This window comes from Hyphomicrobiales bacterium (assembly GCA_039989895.1).
In the GTDB taxonomy this organism is placed as follows: Bacteria; Pseudomonadota; Alphaproteobacteria; order Rhizobiales; family JACESI01; genus JACESI01.
The window spans coordinates 96,628-115,777 of the sequence record JBDXGY010000006.1 but is presented as its reverse complement, the minus strand read 5'-3'; the positions used below and the strand labels follow the sequence as shown (position 1 = coordinate 115,777).

At 48.7% G+C, this 19,150-nt stretch carries 18 protein-coding genes; 12 read left to right on the top strand and 6 right to left on the bottom strand.

From position 1 onward, the window contains the following. The first annotated feature begins 15 nt into the window (after window positions 1–15). The 11 genes from ABJ081_07105 to ABJ081_07055 all read left to right on the top strand — a co-directional run bounded on the left by ABJ081_07105 (window position 16) and on the right by ABJ081_07055 (window position 11,150). Window positions 16–2,247, top strand: a complete 2,232-nt coding sequence (locus tag ABJ081_07105) for a hypothetical protein (protein ID MEP6356432.1) — start codon at window positions 16–18, stop codon at window positions 2,245–2,247. Then, window positions 2,244–2,636, top strand: coding sequence for a GtrA family protein (locus ABJ081_07100; GenBank protein ID MEP6356431.1), 393 nt, complete (start codon window positions 2,244–2,246; stop codon window positions 2,634–2,636). Before ABJ081_07105 ends, ABJ081_07100 begins: the two co-directional genes overlap by 4 nt. A 57-nt stretch (window positions 2,637–2,693) precedes the next feature. Next, complete coding sequence (locus ABJ081_07095) at window positions 2,694–3,623, top strand: histone deacetylase family protein (GenBank protein MEP6356430.1); 930 nt, start codon at window positions 2,694–2,696, stop codon at window positions 3,621–3,623. Window positions 3,624–3,633: 10 nt separating this feature from the next. Further along, window positions 3,634–3,891 (top strand): exodeoxyribonuclease VII small subunit, encoded by a 258-nt coding sequence (locus ABJ081_07090; GenBank protein ID MEP6356429.1) that lies wholly within the window; start codon window positions 3,634–3,636, stop codon window positions 3,889–3,891. Window positions 3,892–4,112: 221 nt separating this feature from the next. After that, entirely contained in the window at window positions 4,113–6,059 is a 1,947-nt protein-coding gene (dxs, locus tag ABJ081_07085; protein ID MEP6356428.1) for a 1-deoxy-D-xylulose-5-phosphate synthase, read from the top strand. 139 nt (window positions 6,060–6,198) lie between these two features. Continuing rightward, window positions 6,199–6,897: a 7-cyano-7-deazaguanine synthase QueC gene (queC, locus tag ABJ081_07080; protein ID MEP6356427.1), complete on the top strand. Its 699-nt coding sequence runs from the start codon at window positions 6,199–6,201 to the stop codon at window positions 6,895–6,897. Then, the gene (gene queD / locus ABJ081_07075) at window positions 6,897–7,265 is read left to right on the top strand and encodes a 6-carboxytetrahydropterin synthase QueD (GenBank protein MEP6356426.1); all 369 of its coding nucleotides are present in this window, start codon (window positions 6,897–6,899) and stop codon (window positions 7,263–7,265) included. The genes queC and queD overlap by 1 nt, the downstream gene beginning before the upstream one ends. Further along, window positions 7,262–7,984: a 7-carboxy-7-deazaguanine synthase QueE gene (gene queE, locus ABJ081_07070; GenBank protein ID MEP6356425.1), complete on the top strand. Its 723-nt coding sequence runs from the start codon at window positions 7,262–7,264 to the stop codon at window positions 7,982–7,984. Before queD ends, queE begins: the two co-directional genes overlap by 4 nt. 29 nt (window positions 7,985–8,013) lie before the next feature. Continuing rightward, window positions 8,014–8,778, top strand: coding sequence for a TlyA family RNA methyltransferase (locus ABJ081_07065; GenBank protein MEP6356424.1), 765 nt, complete (start codon window positions 8,014–8,016; stop codon window positions 8,776–8,778). Next, on the top strand, window positions 8,768–10,054 hold the full coding sequence (locus ABJ081_07060) for a class I SAM-dependent RNA methyltransferase (protein ID MEP6356423.1): 1,287 nt from the start codon (window positions 8,768–8,770) through the stop codon (window positions 10,052–10,054). Before ABJ081_07065 ends, ABJ081_07060 begins: the two co-directional genes overlap by 11 nt. A gap of 4 nt (window positions 10,055–10,058) precedes the next feature. Continuing rightward, window positions 10,059–11,150, top strand: coding sequence for a class I SAM-dependent methyltransferase (locus ABJ081_07055; protein MEP6356422.1), 1,092 nt, complete (start codon window positions 10,059–10,061; stop codon window positions 11,148–11,150). Here the strand turns inward: ABJ081_07055 and ribB are convergent. The 4 genes from ribB to fabI form a co-directional block, all read right to left on the bottom strand. Continuing rightward, window positions 11,147–12,265, bottom strand: a complete 1,119-nt coding sequence (gene ribB, locus ABJ081_07050) for a 3,4-dihydroxy-2-butanone-4-phosphate synthase (GenBank protein ID MEP6356421.1) — start codon at window positions 12,263–12,265, stop codon at window positions 11,147–11,149. The genes ABJ081_07055 and ribB overlap by 4 nt on opposite strands. Window positions 12,266–12,289: 24 nt before the next feature. Then, window positions 12,290–13,381, bottom strand: a complete 1,092-nt coding sequence (gene aroC, locus ABJ081_07045; protein ID MEP6356420.1) for a chorismate synthase — start codon at window positions 13,379–13,381, stop codon at window positions 12,290–12,292. A 58-nt stretch (window positions 13,382–13,439) separates the two neighbouring features. Continuing rightward, entirely contained in the window at window positions 13,440–14,018 is a 579-nt protein-coding gene (locus ABJ081_07040; GenBank protein ID MEP6356419.1) for a histidine phosphatase family protein, read from the bottom strand. 70 nt (window positions 14,019–14,088) lie between these two features. After that, window positions 14,089–14,934 carry an enoyl-ACP reductase FabI gene (gene fabI, locus ABJ081_07035; GenBank protein ID MEP6356418.1) on the bottom strand — a complete coding sequence of 282 codons (846 nt, stop codon included), beginning with the start codon at window positions 14,932–14,934 and terminating at the stop codon, window positions 14,089–14,091. Between the two features lie 139 nt (window positions 14,935–15,073). On the opposite strand from fabI, the gene ABJ081_07030 reads away from it, so the two are divergent. After that, window positions 15,074–16,495 carry an FAD-binding oxidoreductase gene (locus ABJ081_07030; protein ID MEP6356417.1) on the top strand — a complete coding sequence of 474 codons (1,422 nt, stop codon included), beginning with the start codon at window positions 15,074–15,076 and terminating at the stop codon, window positions 16,493–16,495. On the opposite strand, the gene ABJ081_07025 is transcribed toward ABJ081_07030, so the two are convergent. Both ABJ081_07025 and ABJ081_07020 read right to left on the bottom strand, forming a co-directional pair. Beyond that, window positions 16,492–18,009, bottom strand: a complete 1,518-nt coding sequence (locus tag ABJ081_07025) for a hypothetical protein (GenBank protein ID MEP6356416.1) — start codon at window positions 18,007–18,009, stop codon at window positions 16,492–16,494. The genes ABJ081_07030 and ABJ081_07025 overlap by 4 nt on opposite strands. After that, complete coding sequence (locus ABJ081_07020) at window positions 18,006–19,148, bottom strand: glycosyltransferase family 4 protein (protein ID MEP6356415.1); 1,143 nt, start codon at window positions 19,146–19,148, stop codon at window positions 18,006–18,008. Before ABJ081_07020 ends, ABJ081_07025 begins: the two co-directional genes overlap by 4 nt. Window positions 19,149–19,150 lie beyond the last annotated feature (2 nt).

Genomic DNA, 19,150 nt, shown 5'->3' with positions numbered 1-19,150 from the left:
ATTGAATATAGAATAATGACTAGATATCGCGTTGATCGAACCACGCAACTATCATTGGCTGCGCTTTTTGCAGTTTGGTTCGTCTTTTGTCAGCCGTGGTTCATCGACAAACTCATTATACCCCACGATGCGAAGAACCATTTTTATGCAATGGTCCGTTTTGCTGCGCACGCTTTGCACAATGGCGAGAGCGCCGCATGGAGCCCTTATCATTATGCGGGTTTTCCAATGTTAGCCGATCCGCAATCAACATTACTCACACCATCACTCTGGTTACCGGCACTGCTTTCAAGTGCGCCATCCGCTCATTTAGTTGACGCGGTTCAACTTTTTCATCTCTTCATCATAGGAGCAGCCGTCTTTGCCTTTGGTCGGGCACGGGGCTGGGTCGCAGCTGCTGCTCTCACCGCAGCTCTTACCGCTATGATGGGTGGTGTGCTGGCGATCAGGATGGAGCATGTCCTTATGAATGTCTCCATGATGTGGCTTTGTGTAGCTCTTTGGCGGCTTGATGCCACCTTGCGCTATGGCGGTTGGTGGCGCGGTGGTTTATTTGGACTATCATTGGGGCTGATGCTGGTAAATCGTGACCATGTTGCTTATCTCGGCTCTTGGTTTTTATTCGTCTTTTGGCTGGTAGAAATAGCGCCGCAATTCAAAGCGGCAAAAGCCCTAACAACAATCAAAAAACAATGGCCCACTATCCTCGGCGGCATGATCGCGCTTTCCATTGCGGCCATACCAGTATTGCTCCTGCTGCAACTTGCGCAAAACAGCAACCGACCCGACTTTGATCTGGCAGCAGCAAGCTGGCAATCACTTCATCCTGCGGCAATGGTTAGCTTCTTTTGGTCTGAGTATTTCGGCTCTTTGAGAATATTTGGCGACTATTGGGGGCCGGCCGGAGCTAAATGGGGTGGCGAACCGCTCAAAATGCACCGTGGCATGATGCACCTTTATATTGGTGTCCTTCCGGTGGTGATGCTGTTTTGGTATGGTATTTTAGGTAGACGGCTGAAGGCACGCGGTGTTCGGTTTTTCCTTGCCACTGCTCTTTTTATGCTTGTCTATTCACTTGGACGCTATACGCCTTTCTTTGCTTATCTTTACGAATATATTCCAGGCGTCAGTCTGTTTCGCCGCCCCTCCGATGGATTGTTTATCTTTGGTCTTGCACTCAGTTTAATGAGTGGCGCGCTGTTGCATGAGGTTTTATCAAAACCCGCGCGAAAATCGACAAAAGTTTCCGAACTGCTTTTTATCGTCCTCATTGGTGCGATCCTTTATATCAGCGTTTTGATGGCCGTTGAACGAGAAAGAGTTAGTTACTTTCTCGACAGCTTTGGCATTTTCATTGTTTTTGCGAGCCTGATCATCGGCCTTATATATTACGCCCGACACCACCCAAAACTGCGCCCTTATTTTCTTGGCGCATTGTTGGTGGTTGTTAGTTTCGATCTTATCCATCACCTATCTGGTATTAATGGCAATGCACGCCCGATCGATTTTTATAAAGCACAAACTGCGCCGAGCGAAGAGCCTGTTTTTGCCAAGGTGCAACAATATTTAATACCGAAAGACCCAAGCGGCGCCCCTTGGCGCATTGAAATTCTGGGGCTTGGGCCTGCCGTACAAAATATAGCGCAAGTTGCGAACTTTCATAATTTGCTTGGCTATAATCCTATTCGGTTGAAAACCTTTGAAGAACATCTCGCACCAAATATGCAAAACAGCGCCGCTAGAAAAAGAAAATTTGGCGATGTAATGACAAGCTATGACACAGCAGTGACCAATCAGCTCGGCATTAAATATATCATCAGCGGCGCTCCCATTACTAAGATTGACCCAACGCTGGCCGAGGGTAGGTTTAAGCTTTTAGATGTTATGAAATACGGTAACTTCACCGCCCATATATATGAAAATGCGCAAGCAGAACCAAGAGCTGTCATCCTTGCTAAAGATAGCTCACATATCTTGGGCCATGCCAACATTACCAGCTATGAAAATACTGAAATTCATATCGCCGCTGAAAGTCTTACCGGTGGGCACCTCGTTTTGCGCGATTTTTATTATCCAGGATGGGTAGCCGAGGTAAACGGGGTGTCTGCGCCTATTAATCGTCACGAAAAACTCTTTAGAGCCGTTAAAATTCCGAGTGGTAAAAGTGATGTCGTTTTCAAATTCAAACCATTGAGTATCGATAATCTGAGCAAAGCTGTGCGTGATCTTTTGGCAGAACCGCAATGAATGCACTAAAGCGAGAATTTGCGAGTTTTTTAATCGTCGGTGTTGTTGCAACGGCCTGTCATTACCTATTGCTGATTTTTCTTGTTGAAGCACTTAATGTTGCTCCTGTGCCAGCTTCCGCTGCAGGCGCATTTCTTGGTGCAGTGGTGAGTTATTATCTCAACCGTCGACTAACGTTTCGCTCCACACGCAAACACACAGTCACCGTGCCACGATTTTTCACCGTGGCAGGCATCAGCCTTGTAACGAATACCGCCTTAATGGCCCTGTTTACTGGTCCACTTGGTTGGGGCTATCTAATTTCGCAAATCATCACCACTGTGTTTCTCATCCTCATCACCTATAGCGCCAACAAGCTATGGACCTTTGGTCGTGACGAGGAGACTTAAATCTTGACAGCGCACCTTTCATCGCCTTGTCTCAGTCGCAGCTTAAAGGATTGAATTTTGACAACACAGCTCATTTATCATGATGCTTTTGCAAATCATGTGACACCTGAAGGTCATCCAGAGCGCATAGATCGCATATTGATGGTCAATCAGACGCTAGCTGATGAGAGTTTTTATGCGCTCAATCGCTGCGAAGCACCTTTGGGCAATGCGGATTTGGCAAGTCTATGCCATCCCGATGACTATATTCACACGCTGGAGGCAAATGTACCGGAAGATAATCTCGTACAAATTGATGGCGACACCTATTTATCGCCAGGCAGCATGGAGGCCGCCTATCGCGCTCTAGGCGGCATTTGTCATGGGGTCGACACCGTTATTTCAGGCGATGCAGACAATGCTTTTTGTGCCCTACGCCCCCCCGGTCATCACGCAGAAAAAAAGACAGCAATGGGGTTTTGTCTTTTCAACACGATTGCAATCGCCGCAAGGCACGCCCAAAAAACACACGGACTTGAGCGCATTGCCATTGTTGATTTTGATGTACACCACGGCAATGGCACACAAGATATTTTTTGGGATGATGAAAGCGTTTTGTTTTGTTCAACGCACCAAATGCCGCTTTTTCCCGGTTCAGGCCACCTTGGGGAAACGGGTGAGCATAATACAATCTGCAACGCACCACTGCGAGCCGGCGACGACGGTGAGCATTTTAAAGAAGCATTTACTACTCGCATTTTACCCACTGTCAGCGATTTCTCACCTGATTTAATATTGGTTTCTGCCGGATTTGATGCTCATCGACGTGACCCACTTGCCAATATCAACCTCGAAGCCGACGATTTTCAGTGGGCAACCGGTAAAATTATGGAACTTGCGGACAAGTTTTGCGACAATCGGCTGGTGAGCACGCTAGAAGGCGGCTACGATCTTGAAGGGCTTGCAACATCAGTGCATGCTCATGTAACCACTTTGTTAGCTGGGTAAGTTCATCGTCATGACAGAAGAAGCCAAAACACCTGAAGATATCAATGCATTACCTTTTGAACAGGCTTTGCAAGAGCTTGAAAGCATTGTCAGCAAACTTGAACAAGGTAGCGTGGACTTGGAACAGTCGATCCAAATCTACGAACGAGGTGAGGCATTAAAGAAACACTGCGAAAAATTATTATCTCAAGCTGAGAAAAAAATAGAGAGAATAAGACTTTCTGCTGATGGCTCGCCACTGGGTGCCAGTGAAACCAAACTAGACTAAAACAACTAAAATTGACAAAAAAATCAATTAAATCAGTGGTATAAACTTTATTGATTCAATTTTTAGTATTAAAAACATAACGCTCAGCATATTTTGTGTACTCAGCGCTTTAAAAACACAATCGCTCGCGGTCGATCACAAATCGCAGAGTGTGCTTGTTCTGCCAATACATTTCATTATGGTGGCACAACGAATGATAATGACACGGATTTAAACCGACAATGACTTCAAAAACACCTGATAATCTCTCACAGACACCTCTGTTGGATACAATTAATATACCATCAGAATTGCGCGAACTTCCTGATAGCGAACTGCGTCAGTTGGCAGATGAATTGCGCACGGAGGTTATCAACACGGTTTCTATCACAGGTGGGCACCTTGGTTCAGGCCTTGGCGTTGTCGAGCTGACGGTTGCGCTCCACCATGTTTTCAATACACCTGAAGACCGCATTATCTGGGACGTGGGTCACCAATGCTATCCTCACAAAGTCCTGACAGGCCGACGCGACCGGATGAAGACATTACGCCAGCCAAAGGGCCTTTCAGGTTTTACCAAGCGGGCTGAAAGTGAATATGATCCTTTTGGCGCAGCTCATTCATCAACTTCGATTTCTGCGGGTCTTGGCATGGCTGTCGCGCGTGATCTTGCGGGCGGCACAAATAACGTCGTATCGATCATTGGTGACGGTTCCATGTCTGCTGGCATGGCCTATGAGGCAATGAATAATGCTGGCGCACTTGATGCCCGGCAAATTGTGATATTAAACGACAATGAAATGTCGATCGCCCCACCCGTGGGTGCGATGAGTGCTTATCTTGCGCGTCTGGTTTCTGGCAAAACATATCGCTCTATGCGCGAAACAGCCAAACAGCTTGCTAATAATCTACCAAAATTCCTACAACGACGCGCAGCACAGGCCGAAGAATATGCCCGCTCCTTTGCGGCTGGCGGTGGCACAATGTTTGAAGAACTTGGCTTTTTCTATGTTGGCCCAATTGATGGTCATAACCTTGATCACCTCTTACCAGTTTTGCGCAATGTGCGGGACAGCAAAGAAGGACCGATTCTTGTTCATGTCGTGACCCAAAAGGGTAAAGGCTATGGATATGCAGAGTCCTCAGCAGATAAATACCATGGCGTGTCAAAATTTGATGTCATCACCGGTACACAGGTCAAAGCAAAGCCGAACGCGCCAAGCTATACGAAAGTGTTTGGTAATGCGCTGATTGATGAAGCAGGCCGCGATGATAAAATTGTAGGCATTACAGCTGCCATGCCATCAGGCACTGGCATTGATGCTTTCGGTGGTGCCTTTCCTGAGCGCACTTTCGATGTGGGCATCGCCGAACAGCACGCAGTCACCTTTGCCGCTGGCATGGCAACGGAGGGCTATAAGCCGTTTTGTGCCATTTATTCGACATTCCTTCAGCGCGCCTATGATCAAGTAGTGCATGATGTGGCGATCCAAAGTCTACCCGTGCGGTTCGCCATTGATCGGGCCGGTTTTGTCGGAGCTGACGGTTCTACTCATGCTGGTTCCTTTGATACGACCTATCTTGCGACACTGCCAAACTTCGTAGTTATGGCAGCGGCTGATGAGGCCGAGTTGGTACATATGGTGACAACCGCTGTGTCCATTAATGACCGACCATGCTCGTTCCGCTATCCACGCGGCGAAGGTGTTGGCGTTGATTTGCCAGAAAAAGGCGAAGTACTTGAAATCGGCAAGGGCCGGATTGTCAAAGAAGGCAACAGCATTGCGCTTCTATGCTTCGGTGCTCCTTTGAAAAATGCGCTCATTGCAGCAGAAGAACTTGAGGCTCAAGGTCTTTCAACAACCGTGGCCGACGCTCGTTTTGCTAAACCTCTCGACGAAGAGTTGATTAGCAAACTTGCTAAAACCCATGACGTGCTGATTACCATCGAAGAAGGTTCGGTCGGCGGCTTTGGAAGCCATGTTATGCAATATATGAGTGATGCAGGTCTTTTAGACGGTAGCCTTAAAGTGCGTTCAATGATTATGCCTGACTATTTCATGGATCAAGACAAACCAGAAGCCATGGTCGCGCAAGCCGGACTGGATAATACGGGCATCGTCAAAAAAGTATTTGAAACGCTTGGCAAGGAAATGCCGTCCTCTTCTAACGCGCCCCTCACTGCCTGATATTCTCATTGCCACGACTTAAATAAAAACTGATGGAAAGCACACTCTTTCCATCAGCGCGTTTCTTTGATAGAAGCCCTCATGTCTAAATGAATTAGACACCGGTCGCAGCCTACCCGGTAAAAACAAGGATCAAACCATGAAGACACTCGTCGTCTGTTCAGGCGGGATGGACTCCGTTGTGCTTGCACATAAAGCCGCCGCTGAAAACACACTGCTGGGCCTCGTCTCTTTCGACTATGGCCAGCGCCACAAGGTAGAACTCTCCTATGCTGCACAATGTGCAAGCAGGTTGGGCGTTCCCCATGACATTATTGATATCACCGCCATTGGCGCGCAGCTTACCGGCTCTGCCTTAACCGATGATCTAGATGTGCCCGATGGACATTATGCGCAAGATACGATGAAAATCACCATCGTTCCAAACCGCAATGCAATCATGCTAACCATTGCCTTTGGCGTGGCGGCCGCCAAGGGCGCGGATGCGGTTGCAACAGCCGTTCACGGTGGCGATCATTTCATCTATCCCGATTGCCGCCCCGGCTTCATCGATTCCTTTGAAACCATGCAACGCCACGCGCTTGATGGATATGCCGACATCCGGCTTTTGGCACCCTTTGTTGATATGTCAAAATCTGACATTGCGCGTATCGGCGCAAAGATCGGTGTGCCCTTTAATGAGACATGGTCTTGCTATAAAGGCCAAGACATTCACTGCGGCTGTTGCGGCACCTGTGTTGAGCGCCGCGAAGCACTTGATCTGGCCGACATCGAAGATCCAACCCCCTATGACGACGATCAATTTTGGAAACAAGCCGTTGAGCGAGGACATGCATAATGTATCGAATTACCAAAGAATTTCATTTCTCCGCCTCCCATCAATTATGCCAATTGCCAGACGACAATCACTGCTCGCGCCTTCACGGTCATAATTATATCGTCAAGGTAGAGCTTGAATCCGAGGAGCTGGACGCGCGTGGGTTTATCGTCGACTATCGTGACCTTGCCCCACTCAAAAAATATATTGATGAAGAATTTGACCACCGCCACCTCAATGATGTCTTTGGCCATGACATGATAACGGCTGAATTTTTATCGAAGGCATTCTATGACTGGTGCTACAAACGCTGGCCTCAGGTATGCGCTGTCATGGTGAGTGAGACACCAAAAACATGGGCCGAATATCGCCCTTCGAAAAGATCATGACCAAGGACATTCGCATCTCAGAAATCTTTGGTCCGACCATCCAAGGCGAAGGTGCGCTGATTGGTGAACCGACCGTTTTTGTGCGCACAGGCGGCTGCGATTATCGCTGCACATGGTGCGATAGTTTGCATGCAGTTGACCCCACCTATAGGCATGATTGGGAAGCCTTAAGCGCTGAGGTTATTTTTGAAAAAATAAAAACTCTTTCAAGCGGCAATCCGTTGACCGTAACGCTGTCAGGTGGCAACCCTGCTATTCAGCCTCTTGGCGATTTGATAAAGCTCGGGCAAAAGGCCGGTTATCAATTTGCGCTGGAGACTCAAGGCTCCATTTCTCAAGACTGGTTTGGTGATCTCAACATGCTTGTGCTCAGCCCAAAACCACCGTCATCCGGTGAGCAAGTAAAATGGGACATGTTTGACGAATGCATCGCCCGTGCTGGGCGTGCGACAAAAGTGGTGATGAAAATTGTCATCTTTAATGATCGAGATTATGAGTGGGCACGCGATACGGCAGACCGTTATCCTGCACTGCCGCTCTATCTTCAAACAGGCAATCACACCCCGCCGCATCCAGAAGACGATGATGATATTGATATAGACGCAATTAATGAACGAACGCGTTGGCTGGTTGATAAAGCCCTATCGGACCAATGGTTCAATGTGCATATATTGCCGCAGTTGCATGTTTTAATCTGGGGCAACAAACGCGGTGTTTGAGTGTCATAATAAAAAAGAGAGAGAACAGTTTGACTGTTGATGGAGACTTTAAGCCATACATCCGTCTAGATCAGGCGATGGTGGAACGCGGGCTGGCACCAAGCCGCTCGCGCGCGACTGATGCAGTCTCGCGCGGTGTTGTCTTCGTTGATAATATTCAAGCTGGCAAGCCCGCTCAAAAAGTCTCACCAGAAGCTGTTATCACAATGGATGATCCAGCAAACGGCTATGTTTCACGTTCTGCTTTAAAACTAATTGCCGCACTTGATACTTTTGAATTCTCTCCTAAGGGATTGAAAATAATAGATATTGGCGCTTCAACCGGGGGTTTTACTCAAGTTTTGATTCAACGCGACGCCGCGCATGTTTTCGCCGTTGATGTGGGGCACGATCAACTTCATACATCGATTCAACAAGATGTCCGTGTCACTAATATGCAAGGCTTAAACGCTCGTACTCTTAGCAAAGATGACATCGATACGCCCTTGAATGCTATCGTTAGCGACGTGAGTTTTATCTCTTTGAAGCTTGCTCTACCGCCTGCAATGAGCATGGTGGAACCCGGCGCGTGGGCGGCTCTTTTGGTGAAGCCGCAATTTGAAGTAGGCCGCGAGCTTGTCGGGCGTGGCGGAATTGTGCGCGATAAACAAGACGGCAAACGCGCCGCTGACAACATTGCCGCATGGATCAATGAGATGCCCGGCTGGTGCGTTGAGGGTTTGATTGAATGCCCGATAACCGGCGGTGATGGCAATCAAGAATATCTGCTTGGAGCAACATTCAATGGCCACTAGAAGGCGCACCACGCGTCGCAAAAATGTCTCGGCTAAAGCCGTGCGACAAAGGCTCAAGATCACGCACCTTGCCCATCAAGGTGATGGCGTGGCGGAGACGGAAACCGGAAAAATTTATGTGCCTGCAACCCTGCCCGGCGAAACAATAGAGGCCGATGTTGTTGGCGATCGCGGGTCTATCGTTCAGATCTTGGAGAGAGCTGAAAATCGAATATCCCCACCCTGCCCGTCTTTTGGTTCTTGCGGTGGTTGTTCGCTGCAACACATGAGCCGAGAGAGCTATGAGGCGTGGAAATTTGAACAGCTATCCAAGGTGCTTCACGCGCATAATTTAGACGCTGAACTGAGACCTATGGTTACAATTGAAAAAGGGTCTAGGCGGCGTGCAACCTTTGCGGCGGAGCGGCGAGGCGGCGATTTAAAATTCGGATTTCATGGCACAAAAAGCCATCAAATTATACCGATAGATAACTGCCTCATTTTGGTGCCCGCGATTGAGCAAGCCATCAAACATTTGCGCACGCTTGCGAAGATCATCGCGCCCAAACGTGGTGTCATAAAGGTGCATGTACTGGCCACAGAAACAGGGCTTGATGTTAGGCTCGATGATCATGGTGACTGGCCAGACTTTAAAATTGAACGCGCCTTGATGGACCACACAATCAAGGCAGGCTTTGCCCGACTAAGCCTTGGTAAAGATGTATTGATTGAAACCACCTCCCCCATCCTCAGCTTTGACAGCGCTAAAGTAACACCACCGCCGGGAGGCTTCACACAAGCTGCTCAACAATCCGAAAACATTCTGGCAAAGCTTGTTCTGAACGCTGTGGGAGCGAAGAAAAATATTCTCGATCTTTTTGCTGGTAGCGGCACCTTCACATTGCGGCTTGCTGCCCATGCCCGTGTTCATGGGGTAGAAGGAGATGCAGCCGCGATTAGCGCGTTAGAGAAATCCGCACGCAGCACCGCAAACCTAAAACCGGTCACAACAGAAAAACGCGATCTTTTTCGTCGTCCACTCATGGCAAAAGAACTCAACAAATTTGATGCGATCGTGCTTGACCCACCGCGTGCAGGAGCCGCCGCGCAAATCGACGAAATCTGCAAATCAGACCACGACCTCGTGGTCTATGTATCATGCTCGCCCGCCTCTTTTGCCCGCGATGTGGAAACGCTTCAAAAAGCAGGATTTGAATTATCTCGTGTGACACCGGTGGACCAATTCCTGTTTTCGCACCATATTGAGCTTGTTGGAGTGTTTCATAAACAAGGGTGACCTTATGAATCCTATCGAGCGAGCAGCGACACGCCTGAGCTATGGCCTGACCCAAGGCGCGCGGGTGGCGTGGTATACATCGCAAGGTATCGCCATGCGACGCATGGTCGGGCGGATGGAAAAAGACTTGCCGCCGCCAAAGCGCCAATTCACGCCACCCAAAACACCAACACCCAGCCTGCAAACACTTTTAGCCGGTGTTGCCAAACTGATGGCAAAAGATATGGCGCATGTTGAAGCGGGCCTTTATCCAATGCCTGAGGATGAAGAAGGTCATTTGCCAGACATCTTGGCGCGAGCACGTCGGTTCTTTGCTGATGCACCGAAGGTGCAAATGCGCCGCCGTGAAAATCGCCATCAGGAAGTTTATGAAAATCATCGCGATGAAAGTGATCTACCACGCTATTTCCTGCAAAACTTTCATTTCCAGACAGATGGCTGGATGTCGCGGGAATCAGCGGAGCTTTATGATACGCAAGTCGATGTGCTGTTTCATGGTGCGACCGGCGCGATGCGGCGCATGGGGCTGGCTGAGGTTGTTCGCGCAAGCTTAGGCAAAGATCAACGCGCCTTGACGATGGTGGATATAGCAACAGGCACCGGCGCATTCTTGCGTGACCTCACCCGCGCCTTGCCGCGCCTTCCCATCACGGGCATTGATTTATCAAAAGACTATCTGGAAGAAGCCGAAGCGCGTTATGGGCATCGGTCACGAGTTTCCTTCAAACAGGCAAACGCAGAAGAGATGCCGTTTCAATCAGATAGTATTGATATTGCATCGTGCATCTATCTGTTTCACGAATTACCACCCAAAGTGCGGCGCATCGTTGCCAAAGAAATCGCCCGTGTCTTGAAGCCTGGCGGTACATTCATCTTCGTTGATTCACTCCAAACAGATGACACCCCTGCCTATAATGGCCTTTTGGAATCTTTTCCCGAACTCTTTCATGAGCCTTATTTCCAAGGATATCTGGAAGAGGACTTGTCGAGCATCTTTGAAGAAGCTGGATTAACTTGCGAAAAATCTGCTCCGCATTTCTTCTCTAAAGTGATGGTGTTTAGAAAACCTGCAAAAGTTAAGGTCAGGGACGGCTAACTAATAGGTTCGGTGCTTTCAATCTCTATACCAAAGCCGTCAAGGCCAACATAATGGCGCTCTATCGGTGACAAGAGCTTAATCGATGTTACACCAAGATCTCGCAAGATTTGTGCGCCCAAACCAATTTCACGCCATTCGTTTTTGCGAGATTCAGATGAGCCATGCTCTTCTTCATCATTCATAGACATAGTCGCGCCGCGATATTGGCGTTCGGATTTTGGGGCAACACCAACCGTGCCTTCGCGCAAATAAATGACAACACCTCGCCCATAACTGGAAACCTTATCGAGTGCCTGATCAAGCAAATTATTGGCGCCAAAAACATCGCCCAGAACATACCCGCGATGTAAGCGCACCGGCACACTCTTTCCATCGCGAATATCGCCAAAAACGATCGCTAGATGTTGCATCGGATCAAAGGGGGTGCGGAATGAAACCGCCATGGCGTCGCCTACTTTGGTCGTCACTGCTTCTTCACCAACGCGCTCAACAAGTGTTTCACGGCGCTGACGATAGGAGATGATATCCGCAACGGACACAACTTTTAAACCGTGTTCACTTGCAAATTTTTTCACATCCGGTCCGCGCTGCACCGTGCCATCATCGTTAACAAGCTCAGAGATGACACCAACGGGATGCAGATCAGCCAAACGGCATAAATCAACAGCCGCTTCTGTGTGACCAGAGCGGATCAAAACACCACCATCACGTGCAACCAGCGGGAAAATATGGCCTGGACGAACAAAATCAACGGCCCCTGCATTTGGATTGGCAAGTGCCCGCACAGTGGAGCAGCGCTCAGCCGCAGAAATGCCGGTTGTTGTGTCATGGCGATAATCGACCGATACCGTAAAAGCGGTCGTATGCGGGCTATCATTATCTGACACCATTGCATTTAGATTAAGACGTTTCGCTTCCTCGCCTGTCATTGGCGCACAAACGATGCCGCTTGTGTGACGAATCATAAAGGCCATTTTCTCTGGCGTTGCGTGAACCGCCGCCATAATCAAATCGCCTTCATTTTCACGATCGTCATCATCCATGACAACAACCATCTCACCCGCTTCAAAGGCGCGAATAGCTTCTACGACTGAAGTGAAATCATCACTCATCTTCTTGCTCTTTTCATTATTCAATTAGCCGCCATTTTGACCGCGATGGCGCAGGTAATGGTCTGCCAGAACACAGGCCATCATCGCATCACCAATGGGAACCGCACGAATACCAACACAAGGATCATGACGCCCTTTGGTCATCACCTCCACCTCATCACCCGAACGCGTGATGCTTTTTGTCGGTGTTAAAATAGAACTGGTCGGCTTCACGGCAAAACGCGCGACAACCGACTCGCCCGAAGAGATGCCGCCCAAAACGCCACCCGCATTATTTGATAAGAAGCGCGGTGTCCCATCTGGAGATAAGCGCATTTCATCGGCGTTTTCTTCACCCGTGAGCGTTGCAGCTTCAAAGCCATTGCCAATTTCAACGCCTTTCACGGCATTGATCGACATGAAGGCGGAAGCGATATCCTGATCAAGCTTGCCATAAACCGGCGCACCAAGACCTGCTGGCACACCTTCGGCCACAACTTCGATTACCGCACCAACTGATGAGCCGGCTTTGCGAATACCATCAAGATAATCTGCCCAATGGTCTGCCGCCTCGCGGTCAGGACAGAAAAACGGATTGTCACCAACCGCGTCCCAGTCCCAATTGTCATAATTAATTTTATGCGGGCCAATTTGTACCAAGGCTGCGCGCACACTCATGCCCGGCACAACTTTACGTGCAACCGCGCCTGCGGCAACGCGTGCTGCCGTCTCGCGTGCCGATGAGCGCCCGCCACCGCGATAATCGCGGATGCCATATTTCGCATCATAGGTATAATCAGCATGGCCGGGGCGATAGCGCTCTTTAATTTCAGAATAATCTTTTGAGCGCTGATCAGTGTTTTCAATCATCAGCGAGATGGGCGTGCCGGTTGTCATCAAAACACCGGTCTCATCATCAACCATCGTACCGGAGAGAATTTTCACTTCATCAGCTTCACGGCGCTGGGTCGTGAACTTTGATTGGCCCGGTTTGCGCTTATCCAGATAGGATTGAATTTCAGCTTCCGAGATTGGAATACGCGGCGGACAGCCATCGATCACGCAACCAAGTGCGGGTCCGTGGCTTTCACCCCATGTGGTAAAGCGGAAAAGATGGCCAAAACTATTATGCGACATGAAAAACCACAAATTTTAAAAGATCAGGCGACCGTCATACGCAGGATAGCGGATTTGGTCAAACCCAAGTTACCTTACTTCCCTCAACTACCATAATTTTATCTTGAGGAATCACTGCTGCGGCAAGTTTAGTGATATCTTCATCCGTATAAATTGCCCGCAGCGCACGATTTATCCCACCATGTGCGACCACAACAGTCGGTTTATCAAGTTCCAAGGTCCAACCACGCACCCGCTCAGTCAAAATATGATAACTCTCGCCATTTGGTGGTTGGAAATTCCACTTATCAGCTTGACGTTGCGCCCAATCGTCAACTTCATTCACTTCAAGATCGCTCACTGTGCGACCTTCCCATTCGCCAAAGGATAATTCACGCAACCGATCATCCATGCAGTAGGCACTTGGCTCAAGGCTCATGGCCGTACGTAGTATTTCCATTGTTTCGCGTGTTCGACCAAGCGGACTTGCGACAAAGTCAAAATCATCCGCGCTTATCAAACCACGCAACGCCTCGCCGTTGCGCTTTGCCTGACCTCGGCCCTTATCATTGAGGGGAATATCTTTTTGTCCTTGGAAGCGCATTTCTGCGTTCCAATCGGTCTGGCCATGACGAATAAAATAGATAAGCTGTGACATAAATTAAGGACCGAACAATTAGGGGAGCAAGGTTTGCTCGGTCACTGTAACAGATTCTATGGCAATAGAATTATTCTTTAACAACCGATATATCAGGTGCATCAACCGCTTTCATGCCGATGGTATGATAACCGGAATCAACATGGTGGATTTCACCGGTTACACCGCGCGATAAATCTGACAATAAATAAAGCGCTGCATCGCCCACTTCATCAATTGTCACCGTGCGACGCATAGGTGAATTATATTCATTCCATTTCAGGATATAGCGGAAATCACCAATACCAGATGCTGCAAGCGTTTTGATCGGTCCGGCGGATATCGCATTCACACGAATGTTGTTTGGTCCCATGTCCACTGCAAGATATTTCACACTCGCCTCAAGGGCTGCTTTCGCAACGCCCATGACATTATAATGCGGCATGACTTTTTCCGCGCCATAATAGGTAAGCGTTACAATCGAGCCGCCGTTTGGCATGAGTTTTTCAGCGCGCTGGGCTATTGCCGTCAACGAATAACAAGAGATATTCATCGTACGGTCAAAGTTGGCCTCAGTGGTATCAATATAGCGGCCGGTTAATTCATCCTTGTCAGAAAAAGCAATGGCATGGACCACAAAATCAAGCGTGCCCCATTCTTTTTCGACCGCATCAAAAACAGCATCGATACTGGCAGGATCTGTGACATCGCAATGGCCGAACACAACACCATCAAGCCCTTCGGCTAATGGCTCCACGCGCTTCTTCAAAGCGTCACCTTGATAGGTAAGGCCAACGGTTGCCCCTTGATCAGCACAGGCCTTAGCAATTCCCCATGCAATTGATCGATTATTAGCAACGCCAAGAACCAAACCTCTTTTCCCAGTCATTAAACCTGAGCCGGTAACCTTGTCTTTAGCAGCGTCATTTGCTGACATTTGATAGCCTCAATTTTCTTTAAAATCTTCAATGTTTCATATGACATAGCACCAGACAGTCTTCAAGCAGCTCAAAGCATTTGTAGGCACCTGAAATAGCGAGTATGTTCCCTGAAAGGCACAAATTAGGTCACATTTTATGACGATGACGAAACATACCTCAGCTTTAAATCGTTTCAGCTCTGTTTTAGACGCAAACGGCGTTCTGACATCTGCAACAGATATGGAAGGCTACTTGCGCGAATGGCGCGATAAATACATTGGTGAAGCCGCTGCTGTTTTGCGGCCTCGAAGCGTTGAGGAAATTGTCCAGATTGTCAAAATCGCCAATGAAGAAAAAGTGGCACTCGTGCCTCAAGGCGGCAACACAGGTCTTGTTGGCGCACAAATCGCCTTTGATGCAGACCGACAATATGTGGTGAACCTATCACGATTGAATGCCATCCGCGACATTGATCCCATGGGATTTACAATGACCGTAGAAGCCGGTGTTGTTTTACAAAACGTCCAAAGTGCTGCCGATGACGTTGATCGGTTTTTTCCCTTATCACTAGGTGCCGAAGGCACCTGCCAGATTGGCGGCAACCTATCTTCAAATGCTGGCGGAACAGGCGTTGTTGCCTATGGTAATGCACGCGAACTTGTTTTAGGCATTGAGGCTGTTTTACCCAATGGTGAAATTTATCGCGGACTTAACAGATTGAAAAAAAATAACACCGGCTATGATTTGAAAAACCTGTTCATTGGTGCCGAGGGAACATTAGGCTTCATCACTGCTGCTGTCTTAAAACTATTTCCAAAGCCCCGTGGCAAGCAAGCGGCCCTTTTGGCCTTTGACGACCTTGATGCTGTGGCCCGCTTTTATACGCGCGCTCAATCGCTGGCTGGGCAAATGGTCACAACTTTTGAAATTATTCCGCGCATTGGTATGGACTTTCTAATCAAACATGTGGACGGAGTTCGCGATCCGCTGGAAACAACCTCGCCTTGGTATGTCTTTATGGAGCTTTCATCTGGTCAATCGATTGAGCATGCCAGTGAACTCATGATGAGCCTTTTAGAAGCAGGCATGGAGAGTGAGGAAATTCTTGACGGCACGATAGCTGCCTCAGAAACACAGCGGCAATATTTCTGGCATCTGCGGCATGAACTTTCCGGCTGCCAGAAACCTGAAGGCGGCTCGATCAAACATGATGTCTCAGTACCAATTGCATGCCTGCCAGACTTCATAAGAGAAACATGGGAGGCGGTTCAAACCTTTATGCCTGATTGCCGCCCCGTGCCTTTCGGCCATTGGGGCGATGGCAATATTCATTTCAATATCACGCAGCCTGTTGGCATGGATACAGATGAATTTTTAAATCTGTGGGATGATTTCAGCGAAGTTGTGCACGGTGTTGCGGTTTCTTATGGCGGCGCGATCTCGGCGGAACACGGCATTGGTGTCATGAAGCGCGAGATGCTTACTAAGGTGAAGGACCCAGTTGCGCTTGCCTTGATGCATCAACTCAAAAATACCCTTGACCCAAATGGCATCATGAACCCCGGCAAAGTACTTTAACTCGCCTTATAATATCTATCAGCAAGATTTGCTGCCCATTTCAGTTTTGGGCGATAAATGCAGCCGTCGATCACTTCCAACCGTCCTGCCCGATTAAGCGTATGCAGTTTGCGGCCTGGCCATGCCGGCTTTTGTGGATAGACCACCTGAGCTATGCTTTGATCAAAACCCTCATCATCAAGCTTGGTGATTTCAGCAAGCCCGAGAGCAGCACCATAACCGCCCGCACAATTTTGCACGGGGCGCCATAAAGCACCGTCTTTCATTACGATATTACCCGCAGGTCTTGCCGTTTGATGGTCGACAAGTACGGGGTTGTTTTTATGTGGCACCCACGGGCCAAAAAGGCTGTCAGCTTTATAAAGACAAAGCGTATCCGAATAACCGCCAATGCCCTCACGAGTTACTGCGAACATCCACCACGCCCCTTGATGCTCAACAATCGTTGCATCTGCCGCTTCAACATCAGATATCAGTGTTTGGTGGCGTTCCCATTTATACGGAAAATCAACGGCGCGGTATATCGCGATATCATTGTTATACGACGTTTCAGGGATCATCCATATCTCCCCGTCCTGCTCAATCAAAAACGGATAAGACAAATGTCCCGTCTCTTCGAGCACCACTTGCACCGGACCGCTTGGCCCGCTTTCATCAAAGGGCACAACGGCAATCACGCCTTTGCCAGTTTTTTGGTCCAAATCTTCAAAGAAGAGATAGTGTTTCCCTTGCCATTCAAAGGGCACAGGATCTGCATAAAAATGATCAATTGGATGCGGCAAAACTTTCCATGGTGTGCCACCAAGGTTTTGTCTTTCCATAACACCATCGCCATCAACAAACCGCCAACCGATGCGCCAATGCGAAGGGTAGCAGGTAAGGTTATAAATGGCGCGCGCTGCATTAGCGCCAAGACTACGCACAATATGCTTTGCTACTTTAGCATTCGATATTGCAGCCATTGATTCATAGTCCCCAGCACTATGATCGTCTTCCACCCCATCGAGCACTCTCAGCAAAAGAATTGAGACGCGTGAATAAACCGCTTCCATTGCGCCGCCTATGCCTTGTGCTGCCTCAAGAGACGCCGTGCCTTTTGCCAGCATACGCTCTGCACTGACATCTTCAATCGTGATTTCAGGCGTGCCGCTCGCAAGCAGAAATGCCACCAAAGCCTCTTCCCCTGCAACGCCGTTATAGCGTGGCTTCAAAGTACGTGCTTTGTTATTCGCCCTTTGGGAACTTGTCAGATCGATAATTATATCCGGTTTCTCTAGTGTCGACTCTTGCAGTGACAACGCCTCGAATGTGCAAGTGTCCGCACCATTTTTGATGCCGCGATGCACAAGCATTTTTTCCAAATTCAAGAGTGATTGCAGCTCCTTTGACAAAGGCACGCTTGGGGCGACTACATCCAAGCGCACATCATAAAGGGAACGCTTTTTAAGCTGACCAATCAAATGCAGCAACCATGTTCGGCAGCTATTCTTTTCTATACGTAGATGAATAATCATGAGGCGGCCTTGCTCACCCGCCAACGGCCCAGATCTTTATTCAGCACCATGGCCTCATAAGCATCGACCATCGCGTCCAATGAATATTTATTCTTGAGCTGTAATCCGCGCGCTATCATTTCTTGCGCATGGTCTTCATCTTCTAACAAATGGCGCACGGCATTTGCGAAGGCTTCACTATCTTGAACGTCAATAAAATCGGCGCATGGCTCGCCCTTTGTGTCCAAAACTTCGCGCAGCACATCAAGATCATTCGCCACAACCGGAACACCAGCCTGCCCCGCTTCCACCGCAGCCAACCCAAAAGTCTCTGCCCGTGAGGGAAACACAAAAACATCAAGGGCTGCCAAGACACTGCCGATTTGATCTTGGGCGAGTTCGCCCAAAAATGTAATGCGTTTATCAACCCCCAGCTTAGCAGCAACTGACTTCAAACGCTCACCATCAGGTCCTTGACCGGCAATGACCAAATGCCATTTGGGGTCACGGGTTAGAAGCTGAATAGCGCAGTCTATCTGCTTTGCTTCATTAAGCCGCGCGACAGTGCCTAAGAGCGGCGCATCCAACGGTAGGTCATGCATCGCACGCGCTTGTTGTTTGCTGATTGATGTCGTCTTGTCTTCAAAGCCGTGAGGGATTTGAAGAAGTTTACGCGTGTAGAGAGCAGGAAAGGTTTCATAATCGCGCAACAAGACTTCAGAATTAATCGTGATGCGTCGGTAGAGTGGGATCACACCCCATATCAAGTCGACCATGCGCAGGATAGGGTTTATCGTCTCACGAGCTGACACCTGATTAGCAATAATATTGGGAGCATTTGCAAAACGACAAGCCGGCGCGCCCAACACATTACCAAAATGCTGAAAGGTGAAGACTATATCTGGATTAATTTTTTTTATTGTTCCAACAAGGCCTTTAAAGAACCGCAAAAAAGCAAGAGGATTACCGGGCCGCTCATCGCAGCAGATGATGGTGTTTTTATTGTCATCGAAGCCATCCGTTTTTCGATAGAAAAACGCGTGATGGATCTCATGGCCACGTGCGCTTAACCCCTGCCCCAACAGCCGCGATATTTCCTGCGCACCGGCGTTTTCAGCCTGCGTCTGAATAAAAAGAACGCGCTTTGCCTTGCCTGCCATAA

What these genes read in the sequence shown, in the direction of transcription:
- ABJ081_07105 (MEP6356432.1), top strand. Translation starts at nt 16, where the DNA reads ATGACTAGATATCGCGTTGATCGAACCACGCAACTATCATTGGCTGCG.
- ABJ081_07100 (MEP6356431.1), top strand. Translation starts at nt 2,244, where the DNA reads ATGAATGCACTAAAGCGAGAATTTGCGAGTTTTTTAATCGTCGGTGTT.
- ABJ081_07090 (MEP6356429.1), top strand. Translation starts at nt 3,634, where the DNA reads ATGACAGAAGAAGCCAAAACACCTGAAGATATCAATGCATTACCTTTT.
- dxs (MEP6356428.1), top strand. Translation starts at nt 4,113, where the DNA reads ATGACTTCAAAAACACCTGATAATCTCTCACAGACACCTCTGTTGGAT.
- queC (MEP6356427.1), top strand. Translation starts at nt 6,199, where the DNA reads ATGAAGACACTCGTCGTCTGTTCAGGCGGGATGGACTCCGTTGTGCTT.
- queD (MEP6356426.1), top strand. Translation starts at nt 6,897, where the DNA reads ATGTATCGAATTACCAAAGAATTTCATTTCTCCGCCTCCCATCAATTA.
- queE (MEP6356425.1), top strand. Translation starts at nt 7,262, where the DNA reads ATGACCAAGGACATTCGCATCTCAGAAATCTTTGGTCCGACCATCCAA.
- ABJ081_07060 (MEP6356423.1), top strand. Translation starts at nt 8,768, where the DNA reads ATGGCCACTAGAAGGCGCACCACGCGTCGCAAAAATGTCTCGGCTAAA.
- ABJ081_07055 (MEP6356422.1), top strand. Translation starts at nt 10,059, where the DNA reads ATGAATCCTATCGAGCGAGCAGCGACACGCCTGAGCTATGGCCTGACC.
- ribB (MEP6356421.1), bottom strand. Translation starts at nt 12,265, where the DNA reads ATGAGTGATGATTTCACTTCAGTCGTAGAAGCTATTCGCGCCTTTGAA.
- aroC (MEP6356420.1), bottom strand. Translation starts at nt 13,381, where the DNA reads ATGTCGCATAATAGTTTTGGCCATCTTTTCCGCTTTACCACATGGGGT.
- ABJ081_07040 (MEP6356419.1), bottom strand. Translation starts at nt 14,018, where the DNA reads ATGTCACAGCTTATCTATTTTATTCGTCATGGCCAGACCGATTGGAAC.
- fabI (MEP6356418.1), bottom strand. Translation starts at nt 14,934, where the DNA reads ATGTCAGCAAATGACGCTGCTAAAGACAAGGTTACCGGCTCAGGTTTA.
- ABJ081_07030 (MEP6356417.1), top strand. Translation starts at nt 15,074, where the DNA reads ATGACGATGACGAAACATACCTCAGCTTTAAATCGTTTCAGCTCTGTT.
- ABJ081_07025 (MEP6356416.1), bottom strand. Translation starts at nt 18,009, where the DNA reads ATGATTATTCATCTACGTATAGAAAAGAATAGCTGCCGAACATGGTTG.
- ABJ081_07020 (MEP6356415.1), bottom strand. Translation starts at nt 19,148, where the DNA reads ATGGCAGGCAAGGCAAAGCGCGTTCTTTTTATTCAGACGCAGGCTGAA.